An 18,732-nucleotide genomic window follows, 5' to 3' on the forward strand; every position below is an offset into this window, starting at 1 on the left:
GCCTTAACAAGGTGGAGACTGCATGGAGCGGCTGGCGGGCAAGATCATGTTGAGCAGTGGTTTTGGCCGCACAATCACCGCCATCCTTGCCGGTGCCGTGGGCGCGCTTGCCTTTCCGCCCTTCGGTTTCTTTGCGGCACTCTTCATCTCTTTCACGCTGCTGGTCTGGTTGATCGACGGTACCACGGGCAGTCCCGAGGGCGGCGTCTGGTCGCGCGGCTGCAAAACCTTCGTCATCGGCTGGCTGTTCGGCCTCGGCTATTTTGTTGCGGGCCTGTGGTGGCTGGGCAATGCGCTGCTGCTGGAGGCGGATGAATTCGCCTGGGCTCTGCCGCTCGCCATTCTCGGCCTTCCCGCCTGTCTTGCCATTTTCTACGGCCTTGCCGTCATGCTGGCTAACCTGTTGTGGTCGGATGGCTGGGGCAGGATCGCCGCACTGGCTGCATCCTTCGGCCTGATCGAATGGCTGCGCAGCTTCATTCTTACCGGCTTTCCCTGGAATACGGTGGGCTACGGCCTGATGCCCATTCCGATGATGATGCAGACATCCAACCTGATCGGCATTTTCGGTATGTCGATGGTGGCCGTCTTCGTCTTTTCCAGCCCGGCTCTGTTGGGAACGAAGAAGGGCATGCTTCCGGGCCTGTCCATTGCCCTGCTGATGTTGGCGGCACATCTCGGTTACGGTGCTTACCGTTTGCAGCAACCGTTGCCGGTTGCCGATGATGCGCTGACCGTTCGGATCGTGCAGCCCGGCATCGATCAGTCCCGCAAGATGCTGAACGAGGACCGGGCGGAAATCTTCAAGGAGCATCTGCGCTTGTCTGCGCTGCCGCCGACGGCGGGCCAGAAGCGGGCGGACATCATCGTCTGGCCGGAAACCTCGGTTCCCTTCATTCTGACCCAGAACCCGGACGCGCTGGAAGAGATCGCCAAGACGCTGGAAGACGGGCAAATCCTGTTGACCGGTGCGGTGCGGATGGAAGATGCGGGGGCGGGCCATGCGCCACGCTATTATAACTCGGTCTATGCCATCGACAGTCAGGGCCAGATCATCGGCGCCACCGACAAGGTGCATCTCGTGCCCTTTGGTGAATATGTGCCGTTCGAGAATGTGCTGCGCAACTTCGGCATCAACAATCTGATCAGCCTGCCGGGCGGCTTTTCACCGGCGGTGACGCGGGAACCGATCACCCTGCCATCGGGCAAGAAACTCGATTCCTTCATCTGCTATGAGATCATTTTTCCGGGCGAAGTACCATCTGACATCGCCACATCGACGGCCATCGTCAACGTGACCAATGATGGCTGGTTCGGCAATACGCCGGGCCCGTATCAGCATTTTCAGCAGGCGAGAATCCGCGCGGTCGAAACCGGCGTTCCTGTGATTCGCGCGGCCAATACCGGCATTTCGGCCTTCATAGACCCTCTGGGGCGAATTGTCGCAGGTCTTGACTACGGTCAAAAGGGAATAATCGATTCTACTTTAAGTAGTAATGCTACTGGCGTGATGACCGCAGATATGCGACAAATGCACTTTTGGTTGTTCTTTGGTCTATTACTCGTCATCGCATTCATTTCAAGGATTGGTTTGATGAATCGGAAGAATTGACCAAAAACCCCTAAAATTGCATAGTGAACTTGTTAGGTTGCACAACGCACATGATATATTCCGTGTTGCGACAATCCTACAGTTCAGGATTTGCACAGGTGTGTAGTCGATAACCCCGAATAAACTGAATGTCAGGACCATAACAATGACAGAGAACAAGAAGAAACCGAACCCGATTGACATTCATGTCGGGAGCCGTATCCGCCTCCGCCGCACCATGCTGGGCATGAGCCAGGAAAAGCTGGGTGAGAGCCTTGGCATCACATTCCAGCAGATTCAGAAGTATGAAAAGGGAACGAACCGCGTTGGCGCCAGCCGCCTGCAGAACATTTCCGGCATTCTGAACGTTCCGGTTTCCTTCTTCTTCGAAGATGCGCCGGGCGACCAGACTGTCAACCCAACCGGCATGGCCGAGGCGACCAGCTCCAACTACGTTGTGGACTTCCTGTCTTCCTCCGAAGGTCTGCAGCTGAACCGCGCCTTCGTGAAGATCAATGATCCCAAGGTTCGTCGCCGCATCGTCGATCTGGTCAAGGCGCTGGCCGCCGAAGGCGACGCCGAGTAATCTCACGGCTTCAAAACAATCGGACGACTACAACGGCCCTTCGGGGCCGTTTTTTATTGGGTAAGCATGAGTTAGGAATTCTCATATAAAGATATATTTATGTCGTTGTGTCCTTGTTTTTTTCGGGCAAACTGACTAACAAACCGGAAGACACTTCTTTGAGGGGAATCCCGCATGCGCGCTAATTACCTGTTCACCAGCGAGTCTGTTGCTGAAGGTCACCCTGACAAGGTGTGTGACCGCATTTCCGATGAAATCGTCGATCTCATCTATCGTGAAGCCGCCAAGACCGGCGTCGATCCGTGGACTGTGCGCATTGCTTGCGAAACGCTTGCCACGACCAATCGCGTGATCATCGCTGGCGAGGTCCGCGTTCCCGACACGCTGTTGAAGAAAGACAAGGAAGGCCACGTCCTGAAGGACGCGAGCGGTCATCCGGTCATCAACCCGGCCAAGTTCAAGGCTGCGGCGCGCAAGGCCATTCGTGACATCGGCTACGAGCAGGACGGCTTCCACTGGAAGACGGCCAAGATCGACGTGCTGCTGCACCCACAGTCTGCCGACATCGCGCAGGGCGTGGACAATGCTTCCGACAAGCAGGGTGACGAAGGCGCTGGCGATCAGGGCATCATGTTCGGTTACGCCTGCAAGGAAACGCCGGACCTGATGCCGGCCCCGATCTACTATTCGCACCGTATTCTCCAGCTTCTGGCAACTGCTCGCAAGAGCGGCGAAGGCGAAGCTGCCAAGCTCGGCCCCGATGCCAAGAGCCAGGTGACCGTGCGTTACGTCGATGGCAAGGCTTCCGAGGCCGTTTCCATTGTTCTCTCCACGCAGCATCTGGATGCGAGCTGGGATTCGAAGAAGGTTCGCGACGTCGTGGAGCCCTATATCCGCGAAGCTCTTGGCGACCTCAAGATCGCCAATGATTGCCAGTGGTACATCAACCCGACCGGCAAGTTCGTGATCGGTGGTCCTGATGGCGACGCTGGCCTCACCGGACGCAAGATCATCGTGGACACTTACGGCGGTGCAGCTCCGCACGGTGGCGGTGCATTCTCCGGCAAGGACACGACCAAGGTCGACCGTTCGGCTGCCTATGCTGCCCGCTACCTCGCAAAGAACGTCGTGGCTGCTGGCCTTGCAGAACGTTGCACCATCCAGCTGTCCTACGCCATCGGCGTGGCCCAGCCGCTGTCGGTCTATGTCGATCTGCACCAGACCGGCAAGCTCAGCGAAGACGAAGTCGAAGCAGCGATCCGCAAGGTCATGGACCTCTCGCCATCGGGCATTCGTCGCCATCTGGACCTCAACAAGCCGATCTATGCCAAGACGTCCTCTTACGGCCATTTTGGTCGCAAGGCCGGTCGCGACGGTTCCTTCTCCTGGGAGAAGCTGGATTTGGTCAAGCCGCTCAAGGATGCATTGAAAGCCGCATAAGGCTTGTCAATCGCCGTTGATTGAGAGATACGGTCTAAACGTTTTGAAACCCGCACAGCGCCATAAACAGGCGCGGTGCGGGTTATCCATTTGTCTGAGAGTGTTGACATGACGGAAGAGCGGCGTTCACGCGCAACGGAAGCGTTTTTTGGCCGGCGTAAAGGCAAGCCGCTGCGCAACCAGCAGGTCGATACGATCGAGAACCTTCTGCCTTTGCTGAAGGTGGATCTGGCGACGCAGCCGCCCAAAAACCTTGCGGCCCTTTTTCCCGCCGATGTGAAATCCATTCGTCTTGAAATCGGCTTTGGTGGTGGTGAACACCTCATCCACCGCGCCTCTGAAAATCCGGACACCGGTTTCATCGGCGTCGAGCCCTTCGTCAATTCCATGGCAAAGCTTCTGGGCAGCGTGAAAGAGCGCGAGCTGATGAACATCCGTCTCTATGACGACGACGCGACGCAGCTATTGGATTGGCTACCGGATGCGTGCATCGACCATATCGATCTGCTCTATCCCGATCCATGGCCGAAGAAGAAGCACTGGAAGCGTCGCTTTGTGTCTGACGTCAATCTGGCGCGGTTCCACCGGGTGCTGAAGCCCGGCGGCAAGTTCTGCTTCGCATCCGATATCGACACCTACATCAACTGGACGCTGCAGCATTGCGCTGCCCATGGCGGTTTCGAATGGACGGCGCAGGTCTCTGCCGACTGGACGACGCCCTTCGCCAATTGGCCGGGCACGCGTTACGAGAACAAGGCGAAGCGCGAGGGTCGCAGCTCCGCCTATCTCACCTTCATCCGAACCTGATTGTCAGATCTTCGCATCCACCTCGGATGCGACAGGAATGGATGGCTGTGCGCCGGGTTTGGTGCAGGCCAGCGAACCGGCAACGGCGGCACGGCGAAGGGCCGCCTCGAAATCCAGACCGGCATCGAGGCTCGCGGCCAGATAGCCGCAGAACGTATCACCCGCACCGACCGTATCGACCGGCTCGATCTTCAGCCCCTTGGCCTTGACGAGCTTGCCGTTGCGGATGGCGATCACGCCTTCTGCGCCCAGGGTGACGATCAACGTCTGGCCAGTTTCGTCATGCAGTGCGGCCAGTTCCTTCTCGCGCTGATCAGCGGAGAGGCCGTTTTTGCCGATCAGCAATTCGAATTCGGTCTCATTGGCAATGACGACATCTGCCAGCCGCGACAGGCGCTGCGCTTCAGATGTCAGAGGCGCGGTGTTGATGAGCGTCGTCACGCGCTTTGCCTTGGCGGCTTTCAGCGCGGCTTCGATGGCTTCGGCGGGAACCTCGAACTGCAACATCAGGATATCGCCTGCCGCCATTTCGGAGACGGCGCGTTCTGCATCGGCTTCCGAGACTTCACCATTGGCGGCGGGAATGACCGAGATCATGTTTTCACCGCCCTCACCAATGAGGATGACGGCGGTGCCGGTGGGGACGGCAACGGTTTTGACCAGCGACAGGTCCGCCCTTGCATCACGCAGCAGGGTCAGGGCAGGGGCAGCGAAACTATCGTCGCCGACGGCACCCGCCATTTTCACCTCTGCACCCGCTCGACGTGCCGCCAGCGCCTGATTGGCACCCTTGCCACCGGCTGCGGTCGAAAATGTCTTGCCAGTCACCGTCTCGCCCGGCTTTGGCAGGCGGTCGGAAATGGCAACGAGGTCCATGTTGATGGAGCCGAAAACTGTGATCATGCGGGTCATTCCATAAGGGACGAAAAAGAAGGCGACTTTGCCGAGTGGATCACTCGTCGTCAACCACCCTAAGCTTGGCAGCACCGGCGCGCACATCCGCGATGCGCCGCAATTGCTCGGCTTCCAGATGGGCGATTTCCTTTTGCGATGGCGCGAAATCAAGGCTTTCGATCTTGATACCGCGCGCCAGCACCTTGTCGGACGAGGTCAGCATCATGTCCACATCCTTCTGAACCAGCCCGAAATGCGCCTGCAATTTGCGGGTTCGCTCGTCCAGACGCCGCACATCATCCATCAGCATCGCGACCTCGCCTTGAATGAGATGCGCCTGTTCGCGCATGCGCTGGTCTTTCAGCACCGACTGGATGACCTGCACCGAAAGCATCAGCAACGATGGCGAGACGATGACGACGCGCGAGCGGTGGGCGCGCTGCACTAGATTTTCGAAATGCTGGTGGATATCGGCAAAGATCGATTCCGAGGGAACGAAGATAAAGGCCGTATCCTGCGTTTCGCCTGAAATGAGATATTTGTCGGCCACATCGCGAATATGCACTTCCATATCGCGGCGAAACTGCTGGGTAGCGGCGCGTTTTCCTTCGGCCCCCTCTTCCGCCTTTAGCGCATTCCATGCTTCCAGCGGAAACTTCGCGTCGATGACCAGTGGTGGCGCATTGTTCGGCATCTTGATCATGCAATCAGGCCGGAAACCGTTGGAAAGCGTCGGCTGCAAACTGTAGGCACCGGAGGGCAGGGCGTCGGCAATCAGTGCTTCCATGCGCGCCTGTCCGAAGGCACCACGGGTCTGCTTGTTATTGAGGATGGCCTGTAGGCCGATGACGTCCTTGGCCAGATCCTGAATATTGCCCTGCGCCGCATCGATGACAGCCAAGCGCTCCTGCAACTTGCTGAGATTTTCGTGGGTTGAGCGGGTCTGCTCCGTCAGCGTCGTGCCGATGCGCTGCGACATGCCGTCGAGCCTGTCGTTCAGCGTCTGGCTCATCTCGTTCTGGCGGGCGCTGAGGCTTTCCGTCATGGCGGCGATGCGGCCATGCAGTTCCGATTGGGTTCTGAGAAGCTCGGTGATTTCATCGCGCGATTGATCGGCAACAGGCGGTCTGCGCCAGACGAAGGCGGCGGCCACCAGACAGCCTGCGACGATGATGCCGAGCAAAGCGCCGACCGATATGTACAGGTCGCCGAGACTGAAAGCTGTCGTACCAAGGGCAGTGAGATCGATGTTCATGCGCAAATCTACCAGATTTCTCGTGATTCGTAAGATCAAACCAAGAACATTTCTGGGGCCTAATTGAGTCCTATGGATCGCTGAAACAGACCTTATTCCGGGCCTTTATTTTTTGTTTCCTCGAAAGATGAGATGCGTTATGGGAAGCCATGACCATCAAACCGCTTATTATTTTGCCTGATCCGTTGTTGCGCCAGCAATCCAAGCCTATCGAACAGGTGGATGCCGAGATCGTGCGTCTTGCCGATGATATGCTGGAAACCATGTATGATGCGCCGGGCATCGGCCTTGCCGCCATCCAGATCGGCGTGCCGCGCCGCATGCTGGTCATCGATATCTCGCGCGAAGATGAAGACCGCAAGCCGGTCGTTTTCATCAACCCGGAAATCCTCAAAGTGTCGGACGATGTTTCGACCTATGAGGAGGGCTGTCTGTCCATTCCGGATTATTATGCCGAGGTGGAACGTCCTGCGGCACTGACGGTTGGTTATATCGACCGCGATGGCAAAAAGCAGACGGTGGAAGCCGATGGCCTTCTGGCCACCTGCCTGCAACATGAAATCGACCATCTGAACGGTGTTCTGTTCATCGACCACATTTCCCGCCTGAAACGGGATATGGTCATCAAGAAATTCACCAAGGCGGCCCGCGCAAAGGTCTGATTTTCTTGACCTGCGGGTCAGCATATCAGGTCTTTGAGGGCAGGGGGCGAGCATGGCACTGCGCATTATTTTCATGGGAACACCGGAATTTTCCGTTCCCACTCTGCGCGCGCTGGTCGATGCGGGCCATCAGATCGCCGCTGTCTATACGCAGCCGCCACGGCCCGGTGGCCGTCGCGGGCTCGATCTCCAGAAATCTCCTGTGCATCAGGCCGCTGAACTGCTCGGCATTCCCGTTTTGACGCCACTGAATTTCAAGGCGGAAGAAGACAGGGCGGAATTCAATGCGTTCAATGCTGACGTGGCCGTCGTCGTCGCTTATGGCCTGCTGCTGCCCGAGTCCATTTTGAACGGCACGGACCTTGGCTGCTACAACGGCCATGCCTCGCTGCTTCCGCGCTGGCGCGGTGCGGCCCCTATTCAGCGCGCGATTATGGCTGGTGATACAGAAACCGGCATGATGGTGATGCAGATGGAAAAGGGGCTGGATACTGGCCCCGTCGCGCTGACGGCAAAGGTTGCCATCGGTCCGAACATGACCGCTGGCGAATTGCATGACAGCTTAATGCTGGCGGGTGCGCGGCTGATGCGCGAGGCGATGCTGAAGCTGGAAGATCGCGATCTGCCGCTGACACCACAGTCGGACGAGGGCGTTCTCTACGCCGCCAAGATCGACAAGGCCGAGACCCGCATCAATTTCTTCCGGTCCAGCCAGGATGTGCACAATCACATTCGCGGCCTCTCGCCTTTCCCCGGCGCTTGGTTCGAAATGGACATCGGCGGCAAGGGCGAGCGCGTGAAGGTTCTGGAAACGGAACTGGCAAGCGGCATGGGCGAGGCGGGCTCCGTTCTGGACGATGCCCTGACGATTGCCTGCGGTAGTGGGGCGGTGCGGCTGGTACGCCTGCAAAAAGCGGGGGGCAAGCCGATGCTGGCCGCAGACTTCCTGCGCGGCACGCCCGTTGCTGTCGGTACGAGGCTCGGCTGATGCCACGCTTCCGCATGACCGTCGAATATGACGGTTCCCCCTATTTCGGCTGGCAGCGGCAGACCAATGGTCCATCCGTGCAAGGCGCGCTGGAAGCAGCCGTGCTGTCGTTGACCACAGAAACGGTCAGTTTTCGTGGCGCAGGCCGCACCGACTCCGGCGTTCACGCCAAGGGGCAGGTCGTGCATGTCGATCTCACCCGCCCCTGGGAGCCCTACAAGCTGCGAAATGCGCTGAATGCGCATCTGGCTATGGCGGGAGAGGCGGTTTCGGTTCTCGATGTCGAAGCTGTCACCGAGGACTTCGATGCCCGTTTCTCAGCGCTGCGCCGCCACTATCTCTACCGCATCATCTGCCGCAAATCCCGGCTGGCGCTGGAACACAAGCGGGCCTGGTGGGTGTCGAAAGACCTCGACCACGAGGCCATGCATGCGGCAGCCCAGATGCTGGTCGGTCGGCATGATTTCACCACTTTCCGCTCCGTGCACTGCCAGGCCAACAGCCCGATCAGAACGCTCGACCGGCTGGATGTGACGCGCGATGGGGACCTGATCGAGATCCGCGCCACCGCGCAGAGCTTTCTGCACAACCAGATCCGCTCCTTTGCCGGCACGCTGAAGCTGGCCGGTGATGGCGGTATGACGGTTGATGATGTGAAGGCAGCGCTGGAGGCGCGTGACCGCAAGGCCTGCGGCCCGGTCGCCCCGCCTGATGGCCTCTATTTCATGCAGGTCGATTATCCCGATGTGATACCGCCGCGCCTGCCCAGAACGGAGACGAACAATGACGGTGACGATCTATCATAACCCAGCCTGCGGCACCTCGCGCAACACGCTGGCCATGATCCGCCAATCGGGCGAAGAACCCGTTATCATCGAATATCTGAAGACGCCGCCATCGCGCGCCGAGATCGTATCTCTTGCGCAAGAGATCGGCGTGCCGCTGCGCGGTCTGCTGCGGGAAAAAGGCACGCCCTATGTGGAGCTTGGCCTTTCGGACGAGAGCTTGAGCGACGATGCCTTGCTGGATGCCATCGAAGCGCATCCGATCCTCCTGAACCGGCCTATCGTGGTGACGGACAAGGGCGCGCGCCTCTGCCGCCCGTCGGAACTGGTGCTGGATGTTCTGGCCGATGGCAGCATCGGTAGCTTCACCAAGGAAGATGGCGAGGTTGTGCCTGAACGCTGATTTTTGCGGAAGCTAGGCGACAGTAGGCGGTGGCGGGTGCGGCTCACCCCCCTCTGTCCTGCCGGACATCTCCCCCACAGGTGGGGAGATCGAATCGTTGCTAGCTCTCGCCCATCTTTAACCCTGCTGGTGAGGCAGGCGTTTGCGTCTTGCCGATCTCCCTCCGCAGGACAGAGGGGGGTAAGCCACACCCGCGACGCCTGTAATGACACGATTCACAGACCAGTCTTCAGCTCGGATAGACACCCAGAAAGCGTTGCAGCACTTCCGACAGGATCATGCCGGGAATAAGCAGCGTCATGACGAGTGCGGCGACGAGCAGCGGCTGTTCCCGCACGAAGAATTTCACAATGCGGGAAAAGCTGAAGACCAGCGTCAGCAACAGCGAAAACCACAGGATTGCGACCAGCCCCTGCAGGGAGGGCACCAGAAGCGCGATCAGGATCAGCGTTGCATAGGCATAGGAAAAGGGCAGCGACAGCCAGTTGGCGACGACGACGAGGGCGGAAAACTTCTGCTTGGCACCGAATGCCACCAGCAAGAGCCCGATGAGGATCAGCGGCACCATCCAGCAGATGGCCTCGACCATGGCCAGCCGCAAAAAGAAGATGGCGCCAGTGCCGACACCCTTCGGCAAGACGGACAGATAGGCCTCATGCCACCAGTACCATGACAGCGCCATGGAGGGCAGGCACCACAAGGCTGCATAAAAAGACCGGGCCATGCCGCGATCCGTCAAATCCAGCAAACGCCCACCGGCAGGATCGCCCAGAAACAGCAGCCACAGGCCTCTAACGTAAAGGGTGACCTCGTTATACGATGGCATGGTCAAACCAGCGTTCGATGAAGGTCTCGTAGATACGCGTCAGGGTTTCCAGATCTGCGACGGCCACGCGCTCATCCACCATGTGCATGGTCTGGCCGACGAGGCCGAATTCCACCACAGGGCAATAGTCCTTGATAAAACGGGCATCCGACGTGCCGCCGGTGGTCGATAGCTTCGGCTCGTTGCCGGTGACCTCTGCCACAGCACCCGACAGCGATGAAATCAGCGCATTGTTGCGGGTCAGGAAAACATGGGCTGGGCGGTCGGCCCAGACGAGGTCATATGTGACCGGCGAACGATCCGGGCGCAGCACGCCATCGGCAGCGGCTTCATCCAGACGGCGAATGATCTCGGCGCGCAGTGTCTCAGCCGTCCACGTGTCGTTGAAACGGATGTTGAAGGCAGCCGTCGCCTTGGACGGAATGACGTTTGTGGCCGTATTGCCGGTGTCGATGGTCGTGACTTCGAGGTTGGATGGCTGGAAATTATCCGTGCCATTATCGAAGGGCGGGTCCATCAAGGCTTGGGTCAGTTGCAACATGCCACGAACGGGGTTGTCGGCCAGATGCGGATAGGCCGCGTGTCCCTGAACGCCATAGACCACGATGCGGCCCGACAGCGAGCCGCGGCGACCGATCTTGATCATGTCGCCCAGCTGATCCGGGTTGGTGGGTTCGCCCACGACGCAGGCATCCCATGTCTCGCCCTTGGCGGCGGCCCATTCCAGAAGCTTGGAGGTGCCGTTGATCGATGGCCCCTCTTCATCGCCGGTGATGAGGAAGGAGACAGAGCCCTGGGGCTTGCCATGCTTTTCGATATGGCGGGCGATGGCCGCGACGAAGCAGGCGATGCCGCCCTTCATATCGACGGCACCGCGCCCGAACATCTCACCACCTGCAATGTCAGCGGCAAAAGGCGGATGGCTCCAGGCGGTCTCGTCGCCCACGGGCACGACATCCGTATGGCCCGCAAACATCAGATGCGGGCCTTGATCGCCAAGCCGGGCATAGAGATTTTCGACGTCAGGCGTTCCCTCTTCCGTCGCCGTGACGCGCTCCACTGCAAAGCCAAGCGGGGAGAGCAGCGTATCGAGCAGCGTCAGCGCGCCACCTTCTTTAGGTGTCACCGACGGGCAACGGATAAGGGCGGCAAGATTGGCGACGGGATCGGTGGCGTGCATGGGTCAGTCTACTTCTATCAGTCGCGCAGCAACTCGTTGATGCCGGTCTTGGAACGGGTCTTCTCGTCCACGGTCTTAACGATGACGGCGCAATAAAGGCTGGGGCCCATTTCGCCATTCGGGAAGGGCTTGCCCGGCATGGTGCCGGCGACGACGACCGAGTAGGGCGGCACTTCGCCATAGGTGATGGAGCCGGTGGCGCGATCCACGATCTTGGTGGACTTGCCGATGAACACGCCCATGCCGAGAACGGCACCTTCGCGAATGATACAGCCTTCCACGACTTCAGAGCGAGCGCCGATGAAGCAATTGTCTTCGATGATGGTCGGGCCAGCCTGAAGCGGCTCGAGCACGCCACCGATGCCAACGCCGCCGGACAGGTGGACGTTCTTGCCGATCTGTGCGCAGGAACCGACGGTTGCCCATGTATCGACCATGGTGCCTTCATCGACATAAGCGCCGAGATTGACGAAGGACGGCATCAACACGACGTTCTTGGCAACGTAAGCGGAGCGGCGCACGACGGCATTCGGCACGGCGCGGAAACCTGCAGCGCGGAACTGGTTTTCACCCCAGTTTTCGAATTTGGACGGCACCTTGTCCCACCATGTGGATTCGCCGGGGCCGCCGGTGACGATCTCCATGTCGTTGAGACGGAAGGACAGCAGCACGGCCTTTTTCAGCCACTGGTTCACTTTCCAGCTTCCATCGGCCTGCTTTTCAGCAACGCGGGCCTTGCCGCCATCGAGCAGGTTCAGCGAGGTTTCGACGGCATCGCGAACTTCGCCTTTGGTCGATATGGTAACGCTGTCGCGATTATCGAATGCGGTTTCGATGATTGTTTCAAGGGAGCCAAGATCCGAGATGCTCATGAGAATTCCTTAAACTTCGCTGACTATCGTCACATACAGGGAAACATCCGCGCGCTGGCCGGACATGGTCAATTGCTCTAAGCGAGTGTTTCAAGGGCGTCAATGTGATTTGGCGCGGCTATACGAAAGGCATGGACATGGCAAAACTGAAAAATGGCAAGTTGCGTCGCAAGGATGGCGTCTGGGACCCGTTGAAATCCAGCTCGGATGACAAGCAGCAGGCAGAAGGCCTGCCCAAAACCCCGCAATCGGCCTCGCCATCCTATCGTCTGGCCTATGCCGATACCGATTTTCTGTGCCGCGAAGAATTGCGTCCCATCCGGCTGCAACTGGAACTGATGAAGCCGGAAATGATCCTGACCGAGCGCGGCATCAAATCCACCGTCGTGCTGTTTGGCGGCGCGCGCATTCCCGAGCCGGGCGGAGAAGCCTGGGCAGCGCGCAATGAAACGCAGAGAAAGAACCTCGAGGCGGCCTCGGTTTATTATGATGAGGCCCGTAAGTTCGCCAAGCTCTGCGCGGGTGAATCCGAAAAGCATGACCACCGCGAATATGTCGTGATGACGGGTGGCGGACCGGGCGTGATGGAAGCGGGCAATCGCGGCGCGTCAGAAGCCGGAGCGCCGTCAATCGGCCTCAACATTCTGCTGCCGCACGAGCAGGCACCCAACCCGCATGTGACGCCGGACCTCAGCTTCAATTTCCACTACTTCGCCATCCGCAAGATGCATTTTTTGATGCGTGCAAAGGCCGTCGTGGTGTTTCCAGGCGGCTTCGGCACTATGGACGAGCTGTTTGAAACGCTAACGCTGATCCAGACCAAGCGCATGGCGCCGATCCCGCTCATCCTGTTCGGTGAAGCCTTCTGGCGTTCCATCATCAATTTCGAGGCGCTGGCCGATTTCGGTACGATTGCGCCAGATGATATGGATCTGCTGCATTTCTGCGAAACGGCTGAGGATGCCTGGAAGGTCGTTGCGGATTTTTATGAGCTTTGAGTGAGGCGAATAGGCCCACCGCTCGTCATCCTCGGCCTTGTGCCGAGGATCTAACGAACCACAAGATCAAACGTGGTTAGACCCTCGGGACAAGCCCGAGGGTGACGTAAGGAAAGGGCGGCACCCGCCCTCAACACACCATCAAATCCGCGCAAACCGCTCCGTCAAAAGCGCGAAGAAACCATCCGCATTCACATCGCGCATGACGCGGGCATTCGGTTCGCGGCCTGTGACCTTCCACCAGTCGACAACCGTCATGCCGATGGTGAGTTCGGAATTCACTTCGATCTCGACATTGCAATCGCGACCGTCAAACAGGTCCGGCTTGATGAGATAGGCGATCACGGTCGGGTCATGCAGCGGGCCGCCGTCGGATCCGTATTTCTCCACGTCGAAGCGTTCGAAGAACTCCAGCATTTCGGCCATGGCAATGGCCGGGCGGGTGCCGATATCGCGGATGGCTGCAACGCGGGCCTTGGTGGTGAGCAGCTTGTGCGTCACATCGAGCGGCATCATGACGAGCGGAATGCCGGACCGGAAGACGATGTCTGCGGCCTGCGGATCGACATAGATGTTGAATTCGGCAGCGGGCGTAATATTGCCGCCCTCGAAGAAACCGCCGCCCATCAGCACCAGCTCTTTCACGCGTGGCGCAATATCGGGGGCCTTCTGCAAGGCGGTGGCGATGTTGGTGAGCGCACCCAGTGTGCAGAGCGTGATGGTGCCTTCCGGCTCGCGACGGATCGTCTCGATGATGAAGTCGATGGCGTTTTGCGATTGCGCTTCAAGAACCGGCTCCGGCAAGGTCGGGCCGTCCAGCCCGGTGCTGCCATGGACGTGCTCGGCGGTAATCGGCGCACGGACCAGCGGGCGCTCGCAGCCTTCATAGACAGGGATTTCCGTGCGGTTACACAGTTCCAGCATGATGCGGATGTTGCGGCTGGTCAGCTTCAGCGGCACGTTGCCTGCAACGGCGCACAGACCGAGGATTTCGATTTCCTCCGGGCTTGCCAATGCCAGCATGATGGCGGCTGCGTCGTCCTGCCCCGGATCGGTGTCGATAATGATTTTTCTGCGCTCGGCCATGATTGTCCTGTTTTTTCTATCACACGCCTTTTCAGGCCTGTTTCGAAAGCTTGTCAAGCACGCGCCAGTGCAGAGTTTTAGCAGCACGGCATTCTTGCGTTGCAAACACTATATTACCATATGCAGGAAAGCCGCCGTAAACGGGGCTGACGATCGTCGCTTGGGTACAAGGACTGAAACAGATGAGTCGCATGACACCTTTCACGCACCCGCTGATGCTGGGTTTCGATGCCATGGAAAAAACGCTGGAGCGCATGGCAAAGGCGAATGATGGTTATCCGCCCTATAATATCGAGCGCCTAGCCGCCGAGGGAAACAGCCCCGAGCGCCTGCGAATCACCATTGCGGTGGCCGGATTTTCCGAAGACGATCTGGAAGTGACGACGGCGGACAATCAGCTCGTCATCCGTGGACGCCAGCAGGAACAGGATGCGCGGGACTATCTCTATCGCGGCATTGCTGCGCGCCAATTCCAGCGGGTTTTCGTTCTGGCGGACGGGATGCAGGTCAATGATGCGCGCCTGCGCAACGGGCTGCTCTCCATCGATCTGACGCGACCGGAAATCTCCAACGTGGTGAAGAAAATTAACATTTCCGTCTCACAGTAGGATTCTGCACGCCACCGATTCTCACGTCGCGGCGTCTTAGAATGTGGAGACTGAAATATGCTCTTGAAAGAAGCGCATGCGCGTTTGACCAAGTCCCAGCTGGCTCATATCGGAGCAGGCGAAGTCGGATATATCCGCAAAATTCGCGCCGAAGACGTGAATCGTTGTTTTCCAGAAGCACCCAGTATCGATCCCGGCCTTGATCTGTGGGCCCTGTTCGGTGCGGATGGCACGCCGATCCTGTTGACCGACAATCGCTCCAGCACCTTCTTCAAGGCGGCGGAAGACGAGCTGCGCACCATCAGCGTGCACTGAGACGAACCAGTTGCTCTGTTGAATATGATCAAGGCGCCCCCGCGCGCCTTTTGTCTTTGTCTTACATCACGTCTTCCGGCGGTCTGCCAGGACGGGGATGGTAGCGCGGAAAGGTCCAGCCGAAGATCAGCGCGCCGCTTCGGATCGCAAAGGCGGTGAGAACGCCAGCGGCGGATGCAACGAGAAGCGGCAGGCCGATGGCATGGGCGGCGGTAAAGACGCAGGCTCCCATCAGGGCGCAGCTGATATAGACCTCGGGCCGCAGCAGGACGGATGGCTCGCCCGCCAGAATATCGCGAAGCACGCCACCGAATGTGGCCGTCATGGTGCCGGTGACGATGGCGACGGTGGGAGAGCCGCTGACGGCCAGACCCTTGGCCGCGCCCATCACGCAATAGGCCGAGAGACCGATCGCATCGAGCCAAATCAGCAGCCGGTAGCGGGATTCCAGCAGGTGCGCCGTGAGATAGACGAGTGCGGCGACGACCACGCAGACGAGAATATAGGTGGGATTGACGACCCAGAAGACGGGTGCGCGACCCAGAACCAGATCACGCAACGTACCGCCGCCAATGCCGGTTGCGGCTGCAAAAAACAGAAAGCCGATGAGATCCAGCTGCTTGCGGGAGGCGGCAAGCGCCCCTGTGGCGGCAAAGACGGCAACGCCCGCATAATCGAGAAAGGCCAGAAGGGTCATGGGCAGGCGCTCCTCAGATAATGCGCGCAGGGTCAGTGTCACGCAAGGGACAGGACCTATCCTCCGTCGCCGGATCGACAAAGCGACAGTCCCATGCTGCCCGCATCCATAGCCGAAACAGACCCAAAGGAAAATGCCGTGAAACGCCTTCTCTTCGTAACGCTTCAAGCGCTGGTATTTCTGGCCGTTCCGGTGGTGGCGCTGGCACAGCAGGAACTCGTCAGCGATCCGGAAATTTACGAGAAGGACCATTTTCGCCAGGAATGCAAAGTGGCCGAGTTCGGTTCGGGTTTCGTGACAAGGCTCGATATCAACAATGATGGGCTGGTGGATGCCGTCACCAATCGCGGCGAACTGACCTGCGATGGCGAGAAGGCACGGGCCTGCAACGATGATGGCTGCCCCTATAATTTCTATGTGCAGGTCAAGGAAGGCGGTTATCTGATGATCGCCACCGCCACGATCTACAGCTATGATTTCGTCCAGCGCTTTGGAAACATGGTCTTCGTGCTGAAAATGCACCCGCGTTTCTGCGACCGCACGGATAGCGAACCCTGCGAAATGACGGTGCGCGTGCGTGGCACGAAATTCGTGACGATCTCGCGAAAATAATCTGCGGGCCTATTTGCTGGTCCTGATCGCGACGCCCTGATTGTAGCGGCGGCGCAACGAAGGCGGCATGAACATGCTGGCAATGGCGACGACGAAGACGAGCAGGCTGACGCAAGCAAGGGCGATTTCGGAATAGGCTGTCGCCAGAACCGCACCGCAGATTGCGCCCGCGACCATGCCGATCCACGGCACCATCTGGATCGTCCAATCCAGCTTTCGCTCGCCCAGAATGAACCTTCCGATGCCGCGCCCAAATCGCGACAGTGCGCCGGTAACATAAGTGAGGCCAATCGGCAGGCCCTCGATATGTTCGACGGCGGCATTGATCATGCCCATGGCAAAGACGACCAGATAGAACTGGGTGAGCTTCATTTCCTGCATTTGCAAAAGAGCGGCGGCGAAAAGCAGCAGGCCGACGCAGCACAGAACGGTGAAAACGCGCCTTTGGGTTCGATAGGCAACGACGATGCCGCCCGCATTACCAGCAACGAAGGTGAGAATGGCCAGCAGCAGAATGCCCGCATGGGCATAATCACCAGCTTGCAGCGACAGGGCCGCGCGGGTGGTGTTGCCGGTCATGAAAGACACGAAATCGCCGGACATCGTGAGCCCGATGGCATCCGTCATTCCGGCGATGAAGGACAGCGCAGCCACCAGCGCAATGCCGGTTGCCGTGCGCCTTGCGCGAATGATCTTTCGCCGTCTCTGTCTGGTCATGGACGTCTCGCAATACGGGTTCGATGCGGAGTTTAGGTGGCCAAGATTTCCACCCCGTTAAACGGGTTGGCGTCCACAATTACCGGAAACTCCCGCCTTGGCTTGCTGCATCACGAACAGCCTGGCCGAATCAGAAGGCCGTTTTCGTAAAAGAGGAGTTTACAGGACAGGTTTCAGCAAGGTATTAGTTGTCAATCCTACTCAACTTTGTTAGCGGAATGCGCAGAACGCTTGCAAGGTTTGAGAATGCAGGCTCTGGCTGCAGAAGATCGGCGCATTGTTACGGAACTCCGGGAATATCATGATGGCATCTGAAAAATTGACCCATTCGTCAAACCTCAAGGCTTTGCCGGGCAAACGACGTGGGTCTGCCGCACTCATGCTGTCACTCGTTGCCTGCCTCTACGCTGGCGCAGGCGTGGCGCAAACCACGACGCCCGCCCCGACCAATGAGCCTGCCGCCGCAGGCCAGACCGTCACACCACAGGCACAGACCCCTGCCGCTCCTGCACCCGCAGCGCCAGCAACCGAAAATTCGGTTCAGCCAGCCCCAGCAACGCAGCCAACAGCGCCCACGTCTGCCGCAGAGCAGCCCGCACCGGCAACGGCCAGCCAGCCACTGGTTCAGCCAAGCCTTGCCGACCCGGCGCAGCAGCCTTCGGGCACGCCTGAAAAGCGCACCGATATTCCGCACAATCTGTCCCCTTGGGGCATGTTCATGGCCGCCGACTGGGTCGTGAAGGGCGTGATGATCGGTCTTGCTTTCGCGTCGCTGATCACATGGACGGTCTGGGTGGCGAAATCCATCGAACTGGCTGGTGCACGCATTCGCGCCGGTTCCACGCTCAAGATCATCCACAAGGCGAAGACTCTCTCTGAAGCCATGGGTGCGGTGGAAAAAAAAGGTGGCCCGGCTGCTCTCATGCTTCGGATGGCGACCCATGAAATGCATCTTTCCGACGCGGTGGTCGAACATACCGATGGCGGCGGCATCAAGGAGCGCGTGTCCTCCGTACTCGGTCGCATCGAAACCCATGCGGGTCGTCGCATGTCGCGCGGAACCGGTATTCTGGCAACCATTGGCTCCGTCTCGCCCTTCGTCGGCCTGTTCGGCACGGTCTGGGGCATCATGAATTCCTTCATCAGTATCTCGGAATCGCAGACGACCAATCTGGCCGTCGTTGCACCCGGCATTGCCGAAGCGCTGCTGGCAACCGCCATCGGCCTCGTCGCGGCCATTCCGGCTGTGGTGATCTACAATATCTTTGCCCGCTCTATCACCGGCTATCGCCATCTGCTGGCGGATGTTGCCGCTGGCGTCGAGCGTCTGGTCAGCCGTGACCTCGATTTCCGTCGTATTCCGCCCGGCAATGCCGCCAAGCCTGCCGTCTCGCTCGTGGGTCGCTGATC

General features: G+C 59.0%; 21 protein-coding genes. 13 read left to right on the top strand and 8 right to left on the bottom strand.

What is annotated here, in order from left to right:
• Positions 1-22 precede the first annotated feature (22 nt).
• The 4 genes from lnt (at position 23) to trmB (ending at position 4,424) form a co-directional block, all read left to right on the top strand.
• Positions 23-1,612: an apolipoprotein N-acyltransferase gene (lnt, locus tag AC27VJ_RS00625; protein ID WP_488682413.1), complete on the top strand. Its 1,590-nt coding sequence runs from the start codon at positions 23-25 to the stop codon at positions 1,610-1,612.
• A gap of 145 nt (positions 1,613-1,757) precedes the next feature.
• A complete protein-coding gene (locus AC27VJ_RS00630) occupies positions 1,758-2,177 on the top strand; it encodes a helix-turn-helix domain-containing protein (RefSeq protein WP_488682414.1) in 420 nt (139 codons plus the stop codon).
• A 174-nt stretch (positions 2,178-2,351) separates the two neighbouring features.
• A complete protein-coding gene (metK, locus tag AC27VJ_RS00635) occupies positions 2,352-3,617 on the top strand; it encodes a methionine adenosyltransferase (RefSeq protein ID WP_488682415.1) in 1,266 nt (421 codons plus the stop codon).
• Positions 3,618-3,725: 108 nt separating this feature from the next.
• Positions 3,726-4,424 (top strand): tRNA (guanosine(46)-N7)-methyltransferase TrmB, encoded by a 699-nt coding sequence (trmB, locus tag AC27VJ_RS00640; RefSeq protein WP_353578232.1) that lies wholly within the window; start codon positions 3,726-3,728, stop codon positions 4,422-4,424.
• A 3-nt stretch (positions 4,425-4,427) separates the two neighbouring features.
• Here trmB and AC27VJ_RS00645 read toward each other — a convergent pair whose 3' ends face one another.
• The gene (locus AC27VJ_RS00645; RefSeq protein WP_488682416.1) at positions 4,428-5,327 is read right to left on the bottom strand and encodes a ribokinase; all 900 of its coding nucleotides are present in this window, start codon (positions 5,325-5,327) and stop codon (positions 4,428-4,430) included.
• Positions 5,328-5,376: 49 nt separating this feature from the next.
• Entirely contained in the window at positions 5,377-6,573 is a 1,197-nt protein-coding gene (locus AC27VJ_RS00650) for a DNA recombination protein RmuC (protein ID WP_488682417.1), read from the bottom strand.
• Positions 6,574-6,722: 149 nt separating this feature from the next.
• Here AC27VJ_RS00650 and def point away from each other — a divergent pair, with 149 nt between their 5' ends.
• Genes def through arsC form a run of 4 tightly spaced genes read left to right on the top strand, consistent with a single transcriptional unit; the run spans position 6,723 to position 9,411 of the window.
• The gene (gene def, locus AC27VJ_RS00655) at positions 6,723-7,235 is read left to right on the top strand and encodes a peptide deformylase (protein ID WP_488682418.1); all 513 of its coding nucleotides are present in this window, start codon (positions 6,723-6,725) and stop codon (positions 7,233-7,235) included.
• A 52-nt stretch (positions 7,236-7,287) separates the two neighbouring features.
• Entirely contained in the window at positions 7,288-8,223 is a 936-nt protein-coding gene (gene fmt, locus AC27VJ_RS00660) for a methionyl-tRNA formyltransferase (RefSeq protein ID WP_488682419.1), read from the top strand.
• Positions 8,223-9,029 (top strand): tRNA pseudouridine(38-40) synthase TruA, encoded by an 807-nt coding sequence (gene truA, locus AC27VJ_RS00665; protein ID WP_488682420.1) that lies wholly within the window; start codon positions 8,223-8,225, stop codon positions 9,027-9,029. The genes fmt and truA overlap by 1 nt, the downstream gene beginning before the upstream one ends.
• Positions 9,007-9,411, top strand: coding sequence for an arsenate reductase (glutaredoxin) (gene arsC, locus AC27VJ_RS00670; protein WP_488682421.1), 405 nt, complete (start codon positions 9,007-9,009; stop codon positions 9,409-9,411). The genes truA and arsC overlap by 23 nt, the downstream gene beginning before the upstream one ends.
• Positions 9,412-9,640: 229 nt before the next feature.
• On the opposite strand, the gene AC27VJ_RS00675 is transcribed toward arsC, so the two are convergent.
• From AC27VJ_RS00675 to dapD, 3 genes are read right to left on the bottom strand one after another with little or no spacing between them, the layout of a single operon-like run.
• The gene (locus AC27VJ_RS00675; protein ID WP_488682422.1) at positions 9,641-10,237 is read right to left on the bottom strand and encodes a hypothetical protein; all 597 of its coding nucleotides are present in this window, start codon (positions 10,235-10,237) and stop codon (positions 9,641-9,643) included.
• Positions 10,224-11,417, bottom strand: coding sequence for a succinyl-diaminopimelate desuccinylase (dapE, locus tag AC27VJ_RS00680; RefSeq protein WP_488682423.1), 1,194 nt, complete (start codon positions 11,415-11,417; stop codon positions 10,224-10,226). The genes AC27VJ_RS00675 and dapE overlap by 14 nt, the downstream gene beginning before the upstream one ends.
• A gap of 17 nt (positions 11,418-11,434) precedes the next feature.
• The gene (gene dapD, locus AC27VJ_RS00685) at positions 11,435-12,289 is read right to left on the bottom strand and encodes a 2,3,4,5-tetrahydropyridine-2,6-dicarboxylate N-succinyltransferase (protein WP_062451562.1); all 855 of its coding nucleotides are present in this window, start codon (positions 12,287-12,289) and stop codon (positions 11,435-11,437) included.
• A 137-nt stretch (positions 12,290-12,426) separates the two neighbouring features.
• Here dapD and AC27VJ_RS00690 point away from each other — a divergent pair, with 137 nt between their 5' ends.
• Positions 12,427-13,287: an LOG family protein gene (locus AC27VJ_RS00690; RefSeq protein WP_103656908.1), complete on the top strand. Its 861-nt coding sequence runs from the start codon at positions 12,427-12,429 to the stop codon at positions 13,285-13,287.
• A 141-nt stretch (positions 13,288-13,428) separates the two neighbouring features.
• Here AC27VJ_RS00690 and AC27VJ_RS00695 read toward each other — a convergent pair whose 3' ends face one another.
• Complete coding sequence (locus AC27VJ_RS00695) at positions 13,429-14,373, bottom strand: nucleoside hydrolase (RefSeq protein WP_488682424.1); 945 nt, start codon at positions 14,371-14,373, stop codon at positions 13,429-13,431.
• A gap of 182 nt (positions 14,374-14,555) precedes the next feature.
• Between AC27VJ_RS00695 and AC27VJ_RS00700 the strand changes: the two genes are divergently transcribed.
• Positions 14,556-14,981: an Hsp20 family protein gene (locus AC27VJ_RS00700; protein ID WP_062451560.1), complete on the top strand. Its 426-nt coding sequence runs from the start codon at positions 14,556-14,558 to the stop codon at positions 14,979-14,981.
• A 57-nt stretch (positions 14,982-15,038) separates the two neighbouring features.
• Positions 15,039-15,296 (top strand): BQ00720 family protein, encoded by a 258-nt coding sequence (locus tag AC27VJ_RS00705; protein WP_113086283.1) that lies wholly within the window; start codon positions 15,039-15,041, stop codon positions 15,294-15,296.
• 61 nt (positions 15,297-15,357) lie between these two features.
• On the opposite strand, the gene AC27VJ_RS00710 is transcribed toward AC27VJ_RS00705, so the two are convergent.
• Positions 15,358-15,993: a trimeric intracellular cation channel family protein gene (locus AC27VJ_RS00710; protein WP_488682425.1), complete on the bottom strand. Its 636-nt coding sequence runs from the start codon at positions 15,991-15,993 to the stop codon at positions 15,358-15,360.
• Between the two features lie 93 nt (positions 15,994-16,086).
• Here AC27VJ_RS00710 and AC27VJ_RS00715 point away from each other — a divergent pair, with 93 nt between their 5' ends.
• Positions 16,087-16,605: a hypothetical protein gene (locus tag AC27VJ_RS00715; protein WP_488682426.1), complete on the top strand. Its 519-nt coding sequence runs from the start codon at positions 16,087-16,089 to the stop codon at positions 16,603-16,605.
• Between the two features lie 9 nt (positions 16,606-16,614).
• Here the strand turns inward: AC27VJ_RS00715 and AC27VJ_RS00720 are convergent, their stop codons facing one another.
• Positions 16,615-17,322 carry a YoaK family protein gene (locus AC27VJ_RS00720; RefSeq protein ID WP_488682427.1) on the bottom strand — a complete coding sequence of 236 codons (708 nt, stop codon included), beginning with the start codon at positions 17,320-17,322 and terminating at the stop codon, positions 16,615-16,617.
• 304 nt (positions 17,323-17,626) lie between these two features.
• Between AC27VJ_RS00720 and exbB the strand changes: the two genes are divergently transcribed.
• Positions 17,627-18,730, top strand: coding sequence for a tonB-system energizer ExbB (exbB, locus tag AC27VJ_RS00725; RefSeq protein WP_488682428.1), 1,104 nt, complete (start codon positions 17,627-17,629; stop codon positions 18,728-18,730).
• Positions 18,731-18,732: the final 2 nt, after the last annotated feature.

The organism is Agrobacterium sp. 20P9.1.2, from assembly GCF_057799395.1.